The following is a 15,459-nucleotide window of genomic DNA, read 5'->3' as shown; positions in this document are numbered from 1 at the left end:
ACCGTGGGTCTCATGGGATTCGGGTACGGGGTCTTCTACCTCTGATAACGGACGTGTGCCGCCGCGCAACACGTCCTGATTTCGCGTACCCAGAAGAGGATCCCCGTGCGTTCGCATGTTCATTTGACGACCCAAGATCTCACCAAGGGCTATGAGGCCGGGCCCGTCGTCGACGGCATCTCCCTGACGGTCTCCGCGGGCCAGCGTCTCGGCATCATCGGCGAGAACGGCCGCGGCAAGACCACCCTCCTCCGCCTGCTCGCCGGGGACCTGGCACCCGACCAGGGAACCGTCACCCGGCACGGCTCGCTGAGCCTCGTGCAGCAGGAAATGCCTTTCCACCAAGGTGAAACGGTCGGCGACCTGCTGGCGGAGGCGTTGCGCGAGAGCCGCGAGGCACTGTCCGAACTGGACGCCGCCGCGGCGCCGTTCGACGAGCAGCGCTACGAGAAGGCCTTGTCCCACGCGGAGAACATCGAGGCCTGGGACGCCGAGCGCCGCGCCGAGATCGCGCTCAAGGCCCTCGACGCCGACCACGACAGGGCGGCGGAGCTCCAGCGGCTCAGCGTGGGCCAGCGCTACCGCGTGCGGCTCGCGTGCCTGCTCGCCGAACGAGCCGACGTCCTGCTGCTGGACGAACCGACCAACCACCTCGACGCGAGCGCGCTGGCGTTCCTGACCGAACGCCTGCAACAGCACCACGGTGTCGTGGTGCTCGTGAGCCACGACCGCACGTTGCTGGACGAGGTCTGCACCCAGCTGCTCGACCTCGACCCGTCCCCGGACGGCGAGGTGCACCTGCACGGCGGCGGCTACCGGGCGTTCAAGGAGGCCAAGCGCGCCGAGCGGCAGCGGTGGGAGCAGCGGTTCGCCCAGGAGGAGGCCGAGCACGACGAGCTGGCCGAGAAGGTCGACCGCGCCCAGGCCCGCCTGAAGGACGGCTGGCGGCCTCCCAAGGGCACGGGCAAGCACCAGCGCACGACGCGTGCGGCGAGCAAGATGCGCAACGTCGCCCGCAGGCTCGAAGAGCTCGGCGACCAGCGCGTCGGCGCTCCCCCGCCCCCGTTGCGCTTCACTCCGCCGGAGCTGACGGCGAGCGGCGGCCTGCTGCACGCCACCCCGCTCGAAGTACCCGGACGACTGAACCTCACCGAGCCGATCTCGCTCAGCGCGGGCGAGAAGCTCCTGGTCACCGGCCCGAACGGGGCGGGCAAGTCGACGTTGCTGGGCGTCCTCGCCGGCCGCGTCGCCCCGGCTCACGGCACGGTGCACCACGTCGGCCGGGTCGCGCTGCTGGCCCAGGAGTCGGCGTTCGAGAACGAGGACGCCACCGCGGTCGAGCTGTGCCCGCGAGTGCAGGACATCGGTCTGCTGAGCGGAAAGGACCTGCTCCGCCCGGTCGGCCGCCTGTCCACCGGGCAACGCCGGCGCCTGGAGCTGGCGATCCTGCTGAGCGGTTCACCGCACGTCCTGCTGCTCGACGAACCGACCAACCACCTGTCGATCACCTTGGTCGACGAGCTGACCGAGGCGCTTCAGCAGACCAGCGCCGCCGTGGCCGTCGCGACCCACGACCGGCAGATGCGGACAGATTTCGACTCGTGGCGGGCCGTCACCCTGCATTGAACTTCACGAATTCATGAAACTTATGTAGCTTCAAAAGCAGGTCTTCCACCGAGCACTGGGAGGTGTGCGAGATGACCGAACTGATCACCGACGAACTGCCCATGAAGCGCCGGACACCGTTCGACCCGCCCGCCGAGTTCACCGAGATCCGCGAGCAGGCCCACATCAGCAGGCTCAAGTTCGGTGACGAGCACCTCGGCTGGCTCGTCACCGGTCACCACGAGATGCGCGAGATCCTGGGGAGCACCAAGTTCACCACCGACCCCCAGCAGCACCACGTCCTCGTCAAGCGGGGCCAGAACGACCTGCCCGACGACAAGTCGGTGCGCAGGGCCGAGCCCGGCATGTTCCTGAGCCAGGACCCGCCGGACCACACCCGGCTGCGCAGGATGCTGCAGGGCCAGTTCACCGTCCGGCGGATGAACCAGCTGTCGGAGTGGATCGCGAAGATCATCGACGACCAGCTGGCGCACCTGCGCACGTTCGACGGCAGGGCGGACCTGGTGAAGGAGTTCGCGCTCCCGGTGCCGTCGTTCGTGATCTGCGCGATCCTGGGGGTCGGCTACGACCAGCGGCACAAGTTCCAGGACGACACCTCGAAGATGCTGAACCTGGAGTCGACGTTCGCCGAGGCCATGGAGGCCTTCGGGCGCATGAAGGTGTTCATGCGGGAGCTGATCGCCGACAAGAAGGTCAACCCCGGCGACGACATGATCAGCGACCTCCTCGCCACCGGTGAACCGACCGACGAGGAGGCGTCGAACATGGCGATGCTCCTGCTGATCGCCGGGCACGAGACGACGGCGAACATGCTGGGGCTCGGCACGTTCGCGCTGTTGCGGCACCCCGACCAGCTCAAGATCCTCAAGGACGAGCCGGACGTCATCGACAACGCCGTCGAGGAGCTGATGCGGTACCTGTCGATCCTCCACTTCGGAATCGTGCGCACCGCCGTGGAGGACGTGGAGGTCGAGGGCCACCTCATCAAGGCCGGCGACACCGTGGTCGTGCACGTGCCGACGGTCAACCGCGACCCGGAGAAGTTCGCCGGCGACCCCGACGAGCTGGACCTGCGCCGCCCGGCGAGCGGGCACGTGGCGTTCGGGCACGGCATCCACCAGTGCCTGGGCCAGCAGCTCGCCCGCATCGAGATGCGGATCGGGTTCACCAAGCTGTTCCAGGAGTTCCCGGACCTGCGTCTCGACATCGATCCCGAGGACGTGCCGCTGCGCACCGACATGGGCATCTACGGAGTGCACTCGCTGCCAGTAGCGTGGTCGGCATGAAGATCTCCGTCGACCAGACGAAGTGCTGTGGCTCGGGTATGTGCGTTCTGACCGACCCGGACCTGTTCGACCAGAGCGAGGAGGACGGCACGGTGCTGCTCCTCGTCGAGCACCCGGACGCCGAGCACGAGGCCACCGCGAAGGAAGCGGCGGGTCTCTGCCCGGCGGGCGCCATCACGGTCAGCTGACCTGCCGCACGTCAGGTCGCCAGGCGACATCGGTGTCCCGTCGCCTGGCGCCGGCGTCCGCGCGGAGTCGCACGCTCACGGCCAGCGCGTCCAACGGCATGACGTGCGCGGCCTCGGGCGACACCGTGCTCAGCCAGAACCAGGGCTGGTGGCCAGGCGGAGCTCGTCCACCTCGGCCTGGAACCCCGCCGCCGTCAGCGTCTCCTCGGCCTGACGCCAGTGCTCCCAGGCCTCCTCGGTCCGCCCGGCCCTGTCCAGCGCGTTGCCCAGCACCCGCAACGACCGCCCGAACTCCGGCGGCGACCCCATCTCCCGGGCCTGGTCCACGGCCTTCGAAGCCAGCTCCAGTGCGGCTTCGGCGGACGCGGCCATCCCGGACCTCAGGCGCCACACCCAGATCCGGCCCTGCCGGTCGTCGTGCTCCTCGAAGAACTCCCAGGCCTGCCGCAGCTGCTCCTCGGCGAGCGAGTCCTGCCCGGAGCGGACCAGCGTGTCCGCCAGGAACAACCGGATGTTCGCCGCCAGGTCCGGGTCCCCGAGCTTCTGCGCCGCGGCGAGCGAGGACCGCAGGAACGCGGCGGAGTCGTCCAGCTGCCCCGTGAACTGGTGCAACCGTCCCAGTTCCAGCGCCGCCATCAGCTCGCTCTGCTCGTCACCCATGCCGGCGGCCAGCCGCCGGGCCCGTTCCAGGTACTCCTGGGCGGCGGCCAGCCCGCCCGCACGGCGTTCGATCGCGCCGAGGGAGCACAGCACCTCGATCTCGCCGTGCGGGTTGCTGGAAGCGGCGAACCGGGTCATGGCCTCGCGATGGGCCTCACGGGCCTCCGCGGACCGCCCGCTCCACTCGTGCATCCACCCCACGCCGTACCAGGCGTAGGCCTCGCTCCACGTGTCGCCGGCGGCGGCGAACCCCTCCTGCGCTGCCTGGAAGTCGGCGGACGCGGCGCTGTAGTCGTGCATCCGGACGCGGAGGATTCCGCGCTGCTGGAACAACATCGGCCGGCGCGCGGCGGGCGCGCAGGACAGTCCCAGCGCGTTGATCTGCTCCCAGTCGTCGAACCGGGCCCGCAGGTCGCAGAACGCCGCGGACCTGATCGCCAGCTCGGCGGCCAGCGAGCCGAGCCCCAGCGCGGCGGCCTGCGTGGTCACGGCGTGGAGGTTCAGCCACTCCGCGTCGAACCAGTCGGCCGCGTCGCCGAGGTCGAACCGTTCCAGCGCAAGGGGTTCCATCCTGATGCCCTGGTGCGGCAGCTCCACGTCGGCGCGTGTCGCGAGGTCGAGCCACTGCTCGAACAACGCCCGCAGCGCGACGGCCGGGTCCTCGGACGCGGCCTCACGGCCGAAGGCGCGCAGCAGGTCGTGCAGCCGATAACGCACCTGTCCCAGCGCGTCTCGGCCCGCGTAGTCGACCAGCCGTGCGTCGACCAGCGCCTCGACGTTGTCCTCGGCGTCGTCGAGGTCGAGGCCCAGCAACGGGGACGCGACCCAGGCCGGGAAGTCCGGCGTGTCGACCAGCGACAGCAACCTGAACGCGGTCCGGTGCGACTCGTCCAGCCCGTCGTAGGACAGCGCGAGCGAGGCCCGCACGTCGAGGTCACCCAGCGACAGCTCGTCGAACCGCCGGCGTTCGTCCGACAGCCTGTCGGCGAGCTTCGCGAGCTGCCAGTGCGGGCGCGCCACCAGCCGGGCCGCCGCCACCCGCAACGCCAGCGGGAGCTTGCCGCAGTACGTCACGATCTCCTGTGCCGCAGCGGGTTCGGCGGCACACCGCGCCTCACCGACGGCAGCTCTCAACAACGCCAGGGCGTCGTCGGAGGGCAGCACGTCCAGCGGTACGACGTGCGCGGCCTCCAGTCCGGCGAGCGCGGCCCGCGAGGTGACCAGCGCGGCACCGGACGTGGTCCCCGGCAGCAACGGCCGGACCTGGGCCTCGTTGACGGCGTTGTCCAGCACGACGAGGATCCGCCGGTCCGACAACAGGTCCCGGTACAGGTCGACCCGGTCCTCCACAGTGGACGGAATCGCGCCACCCGACACACCAAGGCCGCGCAACAGGCGGTCCAGGGCCGCGGCGGGCTCGACGGGCTGCTGCTCACCACCGCGCAGGTTCAGGTACAGCTGGCCGTCCGGGAACCCGTCGCGCACGAGGTGGGCGCAGTGCACGGCCAGCGAGGTCTTGCCGACACCGCCGGGTCCGGTGATCGTCCACGTCCCGCCGGCGCGCAACCCGGCCGTCAGCCGCGCCACCTCGGCGGCCCGGCCGGAGAAGTCGCCGACCGCGGGCGGCAGCCACGACGGTCCGGACTGGACGGCGACCGGCGCGGACGAGCCCGCCAGCACCTCCATGTGCAGCGCGCGCAGCTCCGCGTTCGGGTCGATGCCGAGCTCGTCGGCGAGCACCTCGCTGGCCCGCCGGTAGACGTCGAGGGCCTGCGCCTGCTGGCCGGTGCGGTGCAGGGCGAGCATCAGCTGGAACCAGAAGCGTTCGCGCAGCGGGTGTTCAGCGACGAGCGAGCGCAGCTCGTCGACGATCTGGTCGTGCCGGCCCAGCTGCAGCTCGGCGTCGTTGCGGCGTTCCAGCACCTCCCAGCGTTGTTCGTTCAGGCGCTGCACGTCGGTCTGTTCCATCCGCAGCGACGACACCTGGTCCAGGGCCGGGCCGCGCCACAGCGCGGCGGCCTCACCGAGCAGGCGGGCCTCGGTCTCGAGGTCGGGCGCGCGGCGGGCCTCGGCGCGCAACCGCTGGAACGTCAGCAGGTCGAGCTGGTCGTCCTCCAGGTGGATCGAGTAGCCGGTGGGCCACGTGCGGACCAGCTTGCGGTCCGCCAGGTCGTCCAGCGCCTGTCTCAACCGCATGACGTACGTCTGCAGGGTCGCGCGTGCCGCACCTGACGGCTCGTCGCCCCAGAGGTGTTGCATCAGCTCGTACGACGAGACCGGCGCGTTCGCCTTCATCAGCAACGCGGCGAGCAGGACACGCTGCTTGGCCGAGCGCAGCTCCACCGCGCGGCCGGAGTCGATGACCTGCAACGATCCGAGAACCCTGAACCCCCACCGCCGTTGCATGGGCCCGATCCTAACCAGCCGGTAACCCGAGGTGTCAGCGAAATGTCAGCGGGCCGCGTGATGCTTCTCGCCCATGAGGACGACAACCTTCGCGGCCTTCGCGGCGTTGCTCTCCGGACTCGACTGCTGACGCACAGGCTGGAGCGGCGTCTTGGCCCCCCAGCGGGGCGCCGCTCCTCTTCAGACGGTGTCGCCGGGGCCCGAAGCCCAAACCTCTCCTCGGGTCCCGGCGGCGCCTCCGGTCAGGCCGCACCACGCGACGACGTCATGAACTTCCCCAGACGTGACGCCAGATCGTCGGCGGCCTCGTTGCCCCGCAACCGTTCCGCCTCCTGCTTCAACGGCCGCATGCGGTCGCGGGTGCGGGCCGAGCGGATCGGACCGGACAGCGCGATCGCCTGTTCGCCGACGTCCCGCGCGCGCTCGGGCTCGTTCTGCACCAGGTGGTTCACGGCGAGCGCGGCCAGCCGGAACGACTGGCTGCGCGACGCGTCCTCTCCTCCGGAGGAGATCGCCCTGGTGAGCAACGGGATCGCGGACCGCGCGTACTTCACGTCGCAGGTGCGCGCGAGCTCGGTGTGCACCATGCCGCCGATCGAGACGAGGTCGGCCAGGTCGAAGAAACGCGCCCACGGCGGTGCGTCCTCGGCCGCGGACCGGTCGAACTCGTCCTCGGCGCGCGCGAACTGGCGCAGGGCCTGCCTTTCCGCGCCCATCTTCGCGAACGCCCACGCCTCGTTGGCGTGCAGGATCGACACGGCCAGCGTGGACCCGCTGGCCTGCGCGATGGGCAGACCTCGTTGGAACGACGACAAAGCGTCCTCGGCCAGGTCGTAGTGCAGGTGCACGCGGCCCATGCGGTAGTGGATGTTCGCTTCCAGCGCGCTGTTGCCCGACTCGCGCGCAAGGCCCATCGCACGGCCGAAGTGCAGGTGCGCCGACTCGAGCAGGCCCATGTCGAACGACGCCCAGCCGGCCAGGTTGTGCAGGTCCGCGATGGCCACCTGGAGCCGGTGCAGCACGGTGCCGGACGAGCCGGTGTCGAGCAGCGGGTTCGCCCAGTTCAGCAACGCGACGCAGGCGTCCCGGCAGGCACCGCCGCCGTACTCGTGGTCGAGCGCCCGCAACGCACTGGTCAGGGTCTCGACATGCCGCACGTCGGTCTTGTCCACGCGATCTGGAAACGGCTCGCCGTTGAACATGGTTGGCCTCCTGACGTGCGCCGCGCACTCGTTTGTACGAATACCCGTTACACACCGCCGGTACTCACCGCGCGCCGACACCATCCCGCTGCTGGGCCTGGTCGGGAAGGGTCTTTGGACTCCCCCGGGACACGTCGACGCGACCGCCACAACGCCGTGGTGGTCGCGCCTACGATTTCGGACGGTCGTGGTGATCGGGAAGGGGCCAACGAGGTGTCAGCGCACGGGAACTGAATCCATTCCCCGTGACGACTCCTCACCGGATCGGCCGCCCGGTTCACTCTTCCAGGGTCACCACCTGGGCGGGGCACCTGTCCACCGCGTCACGAACGCCCGGCAGCAGGTCCGCGGAGGGTTCGGGAACCAGCACCAGGCCGAGCCCGTCGTCGTCCGACTGGTCGAACACGTCCGGCGCGGCGAGCACGCACTGGCCCGATCCGATGCACTTCGTCTGGTCTATCCGGACCGTCATCACCACACCACCGGGATCGTCGCCGCGCCATAGGTGATCATGTCCTCGCGGAAGTCCATCTCGGCCAGGGGAACGGCCGGACGCACGTCCGGGAACCGCGTGAAGAGCGTGCGGAGCAGGATCTGCAGCTCCGCACGGGCCAGGTTCGCGCCGAGGCACTGGTGCGGGCCGAACCCGAAACCGAGGTGCGACACCGCCCTGCGCTCCAGGTCGAGCTCACCGGCGTGCGGGCACAGCTCCTCGTCGAGGTTCGCGTGGAACGTCACCGCGACCCACTCCCCCGCCCGGATGGTCACGCCGTCGACCTCGACGTCCTCGACGGCCTTGCGCGCGAGCCCCGCGCCGCCGAGCTTGCCGACCGTGTACCGCATCAGCTCCTCGACGATGACGTCGGCGCGGCTCGGGTCGCGCTTCAGGATCGCGAGCTGGTCGGGGTTCTCGAAGAGCGTGAGCGTGAACAGGCCGAAGAAGTTCGACGTCGTCTCGTGGCCCGCCGCGAGCAGGCCGATGGCGAGGAACAGCAGCTCGTCCATGTCGAAGTCGGTGTCGTTGACCATGAGGCCGATCAGGTCGTCGGTGGAGCCCGACGCCTTCTTCTCGTCCACGACCTTCATGAGCACGCCGCCCAGTTCGGCGGCCTTCGCCTCGTACTCGGCGCGTGAGCCGTTCTTGCCGAACATCTCCCTCGCCGTGGCCTGGAACAGCTCCTGGTGCTCCGGCGGCACGCCGAGCAGTTCGGCGATCACCAGCGACGGCACCGGCAGGCAGATCGACGACACCAGGTCGGCGGGCGCTCCGGCGCGCTCCATCGCGTCGAGGTGCTCGTCGACGATCTGCTGGATGCGCGGGCGCATCTCGTTGAGGCGCTTGACCATGAACGCCCGCGAGAGCGGCCGGCGCAGGCGCAGGTGCTCGGCGCCGTCCATCACGTTCATGTTGCCGGGCTCGGGCCGGCCGAGGACCTGCTCGCCCTCGGTGCGCATCTCGGGCTGGCCGTCCTTGTTCGCGCTGAACCGCGGGTCGGAGAGCACCTGACGCACCCCGGCGTAGCTGCTGACGACCCAGGCCTCGACCCCGTTGGGCCAGAGCATCCTCACCGGGCCCTGGCTGACGGCCTCCTCGAAGCCCTCGGGCGCCCCCAGCGGATGCGTGCGGTTCTCGTGCGGGACCGGGCAGACGGCCGCTTCAGTCACGGGATTCCCCCTCAATAGAACAGAACTGTTCTGTTGACTCCATGACCGAACGTAGCGCAACGACTACGGTCTGACGAGTTATTTGGTCCGAAAAGCACCGATCAACGGTCTCAACAGGCCGTCGACGATGCTCTCGACAACACCCTGCTCTTCCGAGCGCAGAACGAAGGTCGAGACCAGCGCGGTGATGAGGACCTCGGTGTCGAGGTCCTCCGGCAGCTCACCGCGCGCCTTCCCCCGCTGCACGGCGACCCGCAGGTGCTCGGTGTAGGCGCGGTCGACGTGCTCCTCGCGCAGGCACGCGAGATCGGCGTCCTGACGGCTGCCCTCGAGCAGCCCGAGGAAGATCCCGGCCGTGTCGAACGGCATCGGCTCGCCCCACGCCAGCAGGATCTGGCGGACGTCCTCGGCGAACGTGCCCTCGTCCGGCTGTTGCAGCCGCGGCAGGTTCGCCTTCAGGGCGTCCGTGATCAGCCGCGCCTTGGACGGCCAGCGCTGGTAGAGGCTCGCCTTGCTGGCGCGCGCCCGGCCGGCGACGAGGTCCATGTTGAACCGCGCGTACCCGACCTCGGCCAGCACCCCGAGGACCGCGGCGAAGACCTCCTGCTGACGCTCGGGCGCGTCCAAAGGCGTGCGACCCACCCTGTCTCCCTCGGCTCAGGTGACGTGCACCGTACCGGGAGCGTCGGCGAGCCTGCCCGTGCGCTGCACCGACATCCAGCGCAGCTGCGTGCCGTGCAACGCCGTGATCAACGACTGGATCACCACGACGTACATCAGCTGCCGGTACACGACCTGTTGCAACGGATAGGCCCACAACGGCTTGAGCGACTCGCCGTCGAGCCTCAGCGCGTAGCCCGCGCTCGCCGTCTGCATCAGCAGGAACACCGTCCACACGATCAGCCCGAGAGGAGCGTCCGCGACGAGGAACCCGTACAGCACGAAGAGGTCCATCACGGGCGCGAGCAACGGCAGCAGCAGGTGGAACGCCAGCAGGTACAGAAGCCCGAACCGGCCCATCGGCCCGTTCTCCGCCAGCGCGCCGCGATGTTTCCACATCGCCTGGAAAGTGCCGTACGACCAGCGGTAACGCTGCCGGAACAGCCCGTGGACGCTCGCCGGTGCCTCCGTCCACGCTCTGGCTTCCGGGCGGTACGCGACCCGCCAGCCCGCACGCGTGACGGCCATCGTGAGGTCGGTGTCCTCGGCCAGCGTGTCGGCGCTGACGCCGCCGACGTCGGTGAGGGCGGACCGGCGGAACGCCCCGACCGCGCCCGGCACCGTCGGGATGCAGCGCAGCGCGTGGAGGATCTGGCGGTCCAGGTTGGACCCCGCGCAGTACTCGAGGTGCTGCCAGCGCCCGAGCAGGCCCTGCCGGTTGCCGACCTTGGCGTTGCCGGAGACCGCCCCGACCCCGGCGTCCGCGAACGGCTGCACGAGCTGGCCGATCGTGTCCGGTTCGAAGATCGTGTCGCCGTCCACGAGCACCAGCACGTCGTGCGTGGCCTCGCGCACGCCCGCGTTGAGGGCCGCCGGTTTTCCCTGGTTGTCCTGCCGGATCACGGTCACGCCGGGCAGGTCCAGTTCCTCCGCTCGCGCTGCGGTGTCATCGGTCGAACCGTCGTCCACGACGATCACCTCGACGTCGGCGAGGTGGTTGTTCCCGGCGATGGACCTGACCGTGGCGGCGATGTTCAGCGCCTCGTTGTACGCCGGGACGATCACCGAGACCGGCGGCGCGAACCACGGCGGTGGCTCCTGCTCGCTCTCGCGGCGCAGCCGGCGGTCGGTGTGCGCGAGGCCCAGCTGCATCAACGTGCGCAGCAGACCGAGCAGCGCGGCGATCGCGATGGCCGTGCCGAACAGCACGAGCACGATGCCGCCGTTGCGCTGCGACCACGTGGTGACCGCGCCGGTGAACCGTTCGCGCGCGGAGGCCTCGACCGGGACCTCGTCGCCGACGAGCACGAACCTGTAGCCGGGCTCCTTCGCGAGCTCACGGGCTATGTCACCGCCGATGCTGCCGTCGTCGTGCAGCCGGACGACGCCTCGCTTCTCCCGCAACGACATCCGCACCAGCGTGCCGATGTCCTGGTGGTCGCGGTCGCCGCTGTCGACCTGTTCGGGGGCACCCACCAGTCCTGTGTGGACGCCCAGCGCGTCGGCGAGCGCGGCCTGCGCGAAGGCGAGGTCCAGCGGGTTCACGTGATCGCCTTCGGCGCGAAAGCCGTCGATACCGATCCGGTGGCCCTCCGCGACGATCCGCCGCGCGACGTCCGGATGCCGCGTGACCTGGGCGCCCGTGACGAAGAACGTCGCCTTGATGCCCGCGTCCGCCAGCCTCTCCAGTGTCCGCGGCGTCCACTTCGGGTCCGGGCCGCCGTGGAACGCCAGCGCGAGCGTGCCCTCCGGCAGTTCCCGGTGCGCACCCGCGTGCGGCACGGGCTCGGGCTTGATCGCGGCGTAGGCGTGGAACGAGACCACGCTCAGCAACACGAGCAACCCGAGCAGGATGGAGATCCAGTGCAGCCGCGGCGTGCGCGTCACCACGCTCCCAGCAGCGTGCCGCCCACCACGGCGGCGAACACGATCAGTCCACTCGCGACGGTCCAGCTGACCAGTCTCGCCGCTACCCGTCTACCGCCGTTGCCGTCGACGAAGACCTGCATTTCCTCTTCCCCCCAGAGACGATGCGGACGAGCGCGACCACGAGGGCCACGCCGACCGCCGCCGCCATCCACGGGAACCCGTTCACGAGCCACGGGACCGCGTCGGCGGCGAACTCCTTGCTGCTCCCCCACGGAGCGTGCCTCTTCGACTGCCGTTCCCACGCCGCGTTGCCCACCGCGACGACCACGAACAGGAGAGGTGGCGCCGGTGCCACCGTCCACAGACCCACGCGCCGCACGAGCGCGGACGCCACGAGAGTGCCTCCCGCGAACCACACGCCGAACACCCAGCCGAAGTTGCCCCCGTCCACCCAGACCCCCGTCTGCGTGAACACCGCCAGCACCGCGAGCGCGGCGAGACTGGGCAGTTGAACCCCCATGACCACCTAGAATAGTGGAGGGGGTGTCTTGTTCATGCAATCACGTGGCGGCTATCACCGCACGGTCTTCCTCGTCCTGACGCGCACGGTGTGGGTGGCTCTGAGCGCGGTCGTGCTCGCCGCCTCCGGCCTCGCCTGGACCACCGTCTCCACGATCTCGACCGGTGTCGAACGCTCGTACGCGATCCCGGACGACGCGCCGCGGTCGGAGTCGGGCCGCAACATCCTGATCATGGGCCTGACGACGAGGCTCGACCGGCACGGCGAACCGCTCCCCGACGACGTGCTGCGGCGCATGCAGGCGGGCGAGAGCGATCGCGGCGGCTACAACGCGAACACCCTGATCCTGTTGCACATCCCCGTTTCCGGCCCGGCGGTCGCGATGTCCGTTCCCCGCGACAACCTCGTCCCGTTGTCCTCGGGTGGCGAGGGCAAGATCAAGGAGGCCTACGGCCGGGCCAAGATCGCCGAGGAGGACCGCCTGCGCGCGGGCGGAACGCACGACAAGCGAGAGCTGGAACGCGCCGGCCGTGAAGCCGGTCGCCGCGCCCAGGTGCGGACGGTGTCCGCGTTCCTGAGCCAGCCGATCGACCACCTCGTGGAGATCTCGCTAATCGGCTTCTTCCACATCGCCGAGGGCCTGGGCGGCGTGGACGTGTGCCTGCGCAACGCGACGAAGGACCCGTTGTCCGGCGCGGACTTCCCGGCCGGGCCCCAGCACCTCGACGCGGGCCAGGCGCTCTCGTTCGTGCGGCAGCGCCACGGCCTGCCCGGCGGCGACCTGGACCGCACGCGGCGCCAGCAGGCGTTCCTGTCCGCCGTGACGAAGCGCCTCAAGGGCGCCGACGTGGGCGTGGTGCAGGCGATGATCGACATGGCGAAGGAGGACGTCGTGCTGGACGCGCGGTTCGACCTGGTCGAGTTCGCGCGCGGCATTCCCACCGAGGTGCGGTTCGACACTCTGCCGATCGAGGGTGGCGCGCACCTGGGCGGGCTGGACGTGAACAAGGTGGACCAGGCCAAGGTGCGGGCGAAGGTGACGGAACTGGCGACCGCGCCGCCGCCACCGCCGCCCAACGACGGCATTCCCTGCATTCACTAGCGGTCCCGCGCCGTCAGTGGCGGCGCTCGGTCACCCAGGTGGCGATCTGGGCCCGAGAGGTGAACCCGAGCTTCTGCAGGATCCGCTCCACGTGCCCCTCCGCGGTCCGCCGGGCGATCACCAGCCGGGCCGCGATCTCCTTGTTCGACATCCCCCCGGCGATGAGGTCGGCGACCTGCTGCTCCCGCCGCGTCAACGGCGTGAGCGTCACCACCGGCGCCTCCTCCCGGGCGGCCTCCTCCCCGATGGCGAACGCGATCGCGTCCTCCAGCTCGAGGTCCATGCCCTTGCGGAACACGGCCCGGAACTCGTGCTCGCCGAGCGCGGACACCGTCGCCGACTCGCACTCGCCGTGCGGCGCCCCGAAGTGGCGCGACCCGAACATGGGGTAGCCGACGGACTGCCAGATCTCGTTGGTGGCACCCAGCAACGTGGCCGCGCGCTGCGCGTCGCCCTGGGACGCGGAGATCCAGGCGAGCACCTCGATCGCGAGCACGATGCCGAGCAGGTCGTGGAACGAGCGCTTGATCCGCAGGCACTCGCGGCCGAGGCGGTCGGCGTCTGCGAGGTCGCCGCTCACCCACGCGCACAGCGCCAGCACCCAGATCGCGTACGCGTGCGCCCACAGTTCGCCGTGCTGCTCGCCGACGGCCTTGGCCTCGACGCAGAGCCGTTCCGCGACGGCGAAGTCGTGCCGGAACGTCGCCGAGATCGCCAGCTCGATGCCGGCGAGCATGGTGTGGCTGTTGACCGTGCCCTGGCCCCGGTACAGCCGCATGGCCTCCGCGAACCCGCTGTCCGCGAGGTCGAGGTCGTCGCCGACCAGGTGCGTGCACGCGATGCGGTGGGTGGCGTAGGCGAGCGCGACCCCGTCGCCGGACTCGACGGCGTACTCGCGGCACTCGTCCAGCATCCGGATCGACGCGGAGAGGTCTCCCTGCAGTGTCGAGACGTAGCCGTTGACCCACAACGCCTTGGCTCGCGCCGGACCCGGTTTCGCGCTCGCGACGGCGCGGTCGAGCCAGTGCCGGCCCTCGCCGAGCATGCCGCAGCCCGCCCAGTAGAACCACAGAGTGCTCGCCAGATGCACGCAGTGGTCGCCGTCGTGGTCGAAGCAGAAGTCCAGCGCGGACCGGAGATTCGCGTGTTCCAGGCGCGTGAGGCAGAAGATCTGCGGCTGGGCGGGGCCGAACCACTCCTTCTCACGGCGCTCGGCCCACTCGATGAAGTGGTCGCGGTGCCGTTCGCGCATCACCTGTTCGCGGCCGGCCTCGCGCAGTTTCTCCAGGCCGTACTGCCGCAACGGCTCCAGCAGCCGGAACCGCGTGCCGGACGGCTGCTGCTCGGACACCACGACGGACTTGTCGACCAGGCCCATCAGCGAGTGCATGACCTCCTCGGACGGGACGGCGTCGCCGGAGCAGACCCGTTCCGCCGCCTCCAGGTCGAACGTGCCCGAGAACACCGACGCGCGCGCCCACAGGATCTGCTCGGACCGCGTGCAGAGGTGGAAGCTCCAGTCCACGGCGGCGTGCAACGTCTGGTGGCGCGGGTCGCCGCCGCGCTTGCCGTCCGCGAGCACCCGGAAGGTGTTGTCCAATCTGGACGACAAGTGGTCAAGGCTCAGCACGCGCAACCGCACCGCGGCCAGTTCGATGGCCAGTGGAATCCCGCCGAGCAGCGTGACGATCTGGCTGACCTTCGCGTGGTTGCGCGCGTCGAGGACGAAGCCGGGTTCGACGGCGGCGGCACGTTCGGCGAACAACATCAGCGCCGGATCCTGCGGCAGCGGTGTGACCTGCCAGAGGTGTTCGCCGTCGACGCCCAGGCGTTCGCGGCTGGTGACGAGCACGCGCAGACCGGGAACCCCGCGCAGCAACGCGCCCACCAGGTCGGCGGTCGCCTCGATGACGTGCTCGCCGTTGTCCAGGACCATCAGCAGCTGCCGGTCGCGCAGGTGTTCCACCAGAACGGTGCGATGCATTCGTACGGTGTCGTTGTGGACGCCCAGCTGCTCCAGGACGGCGTGCACGACCAGCTGCGGGTCGGTGAGGCCGCCCAGTTCGACGAACCACACCCCGTCGCGGAACGCCCTGCTCGTCTCGGCGGCAGCACGCAACGCCAGCCGCGTCTTCCCGACGCCACCCACACCCGTCAGGGTGACCAGGCGGGACTCGGACAGCAGTCTCCGCACCTCGGCGACGTCGTGCCTGCGGCCGACGAAAGTAGTTGTGTCAGCAGGCAAATTACCTTTGCCAGCTGGGGAAAGCGAACC

At 70.1% G+C, this 15,459-nt stretch carries 12 protein-coding genes; 4 read left to right on the top strand and 8 right to left on the bottom strand.

The window, feature by feature from the left end; translation table 11 throughout:
• Positions 1-123: 123 nt before the first annotated feature.
• The 3 genes from ACWF7A_RS27325 (at position 124) to ACWF7A_RS27315 (ending at position 3,100) form a co-directional block, all read left to right on the top strand.
• Entirely contained in the window at positions 124-1,626 is a 1,503-nt protein-coding gene (locus tag ACWF7A_RS27325; RefSeq protein WP_452253346.1) for an ABC-F family ATP-binding cassette domain-containing protein, read from the top strand.
• 71 nt (positions 1,627-1,697) lie between these two features.
• A complete protein-coding gene (locus tag ACWF7A_RS27320) occupies positions 1,698-2,912 on the top strand; it encodes a cytochrome P450 (protein WP_452253345.1) in 1,215 nt (404 codons plus the stop codon).
• Entirely contained in the window at positions 2,909-3,100 is a 192-nt protein-coding gene (locus ACWF7A_RS27315) for a ferredoxin (RefSeq protein WP_189159952.1), read from the top strand. Before ACWF7A_RS27320 ends, ACWF7A_RS27315 begins: the two co-directional genes overlap by 4 nt.
• A 129-nt stretch (positions 3,101-3,229) precedes the next feature.
• On the opposite strand, the gene ACWF7A_RS27310 is transcribed toward ACWF7A_RS27315, so the two are convergent.
• The 7 genes from ACWF7A_RS27310 to ACWF7A_RS27280 form a co-directional block, all read right to left on the bottom strand.
• Positions 3,230-6,166: a BTAD domain-containing putative transcriptional regulator gene (locus tag ACWF7A_RS27310; protein WP_452253344.1), complete on the bottom strand. Its 2,937-nt coding sequence runs from the start codon at positions 6,164-6,166 to the stop codon at positions 3,230-3,232.
• A gap of 242 nt (positions 6,167-6,408) precedes the next feature.
• A complete protein-coding gene (locus ACWF7A_RS27305) occupies positions 6,409-7,368 on the bottom strand; it encodes a transcriptional regulator (RefSeq protein WP_452253343.1) in 960 nt (319 codons plus the stop codon).
• Between the two features lie 277 nt (positions 7,369-7,645).
• A complete protein-coding gene (locus ACWF7A_RS27300) occupies positions 7,646-7,840 on the bottom strand; it encodes a ferredoxin (RefSeq protein ID WP_452253342.1) in 195 nt (64 codons plus the stop codon).
• Complete coding sequence (locus tag ACWF7A_RS27295; RefSeq protein ID WP_452253341.1) at positions 7,840-9,033, bottom strand: cytochrome P450; 1,194 nt, start codon at positions 9,031-9,033, stop codon at positions 7,840-7,842. Before ACWF7A_RS27295 ends, ACWF7A_RS27300 begins: the two co-directional genes overlap by 1 nt.
• Before the next feature lie 78 nt (positions 9,034-9,111).
• A complete protein-coding gene (locus ACWF7A_RS27290; RefSeq protein WP_452253340.1) occupies positions 9,112-9,675 on the bottom strand; it encodes a TetR/AcrR family transcriptional regulator in 564 nt (187 codons plus the stop codon).
• Between the two features lie 15 nt (positions 9,676-9,690).
• Positions 9,691-11,580, bottom strand: a complete 1,890-nt coding sequence (locus ACWF7A_RS27285) for a glycosyltransferase (protein WP_452253339.1) — start codon at positions 11,578-11,580, stop codon at positions 9,691-9,693.
• Between the two features lie 82 nt (positions 11,581-11,662).
• Entirely contained in the window at positions 11,663-12,082 is a 420-nt protein-coding gene (locus tag ACWF7A_RS27280; protein ID WP_452253338.1) for a DUF6542 domain-containing protein, read from the bottom strand.
• 34 nt (positions 12,083-12,116) lie between these two features.
• Here ACWF7A_RS27280 and ACWF7A_RS27275 point away from each other — a divergent pair, with 34 nt between their 5' ends.
• The gene (locus ACWF7A_RS27275) at positions 12,117-13,184 is read left to right on the top strand and encodes an LCP family protein (protein WP_452253337.1); all 1,068 of its coding nucleotides are present in this window, start codon (positions 12,117-12,119) and stop codon (positions 13,182-13,184) included.
• Between the two features lie 13 nt (positions 13,185-13,197).
• Here ACWF7A_RS27275 and ACWF7A_RS27270 read toward each other — a convergent pair whose 3' ends face one another.
• Positions 13,198-15,429 carry an ATP-binding protein gene (locus ACWF7A_RS27270; protein ID WP_452253336.1) on the bottom strand — a complete coding sequence of 744 codons (2,232 nt, stop codon included), beginning with the start codon at positions 15,427-15,429 and terminating at the stop codon, positions 13,198-13,200.
• Positions 15,430-15,459 lie beyond the last annotated feature (30 nt).

The sequence above is a fragment of the Lentzea sp. NPDC055074 genome (genome assembly GCF_053608005.1).
The sequence above is the reverse complement of the archived record's forward strand: the minus strand, read 5'-3'. Positions and strand labels throughout refer to the sequence as shown.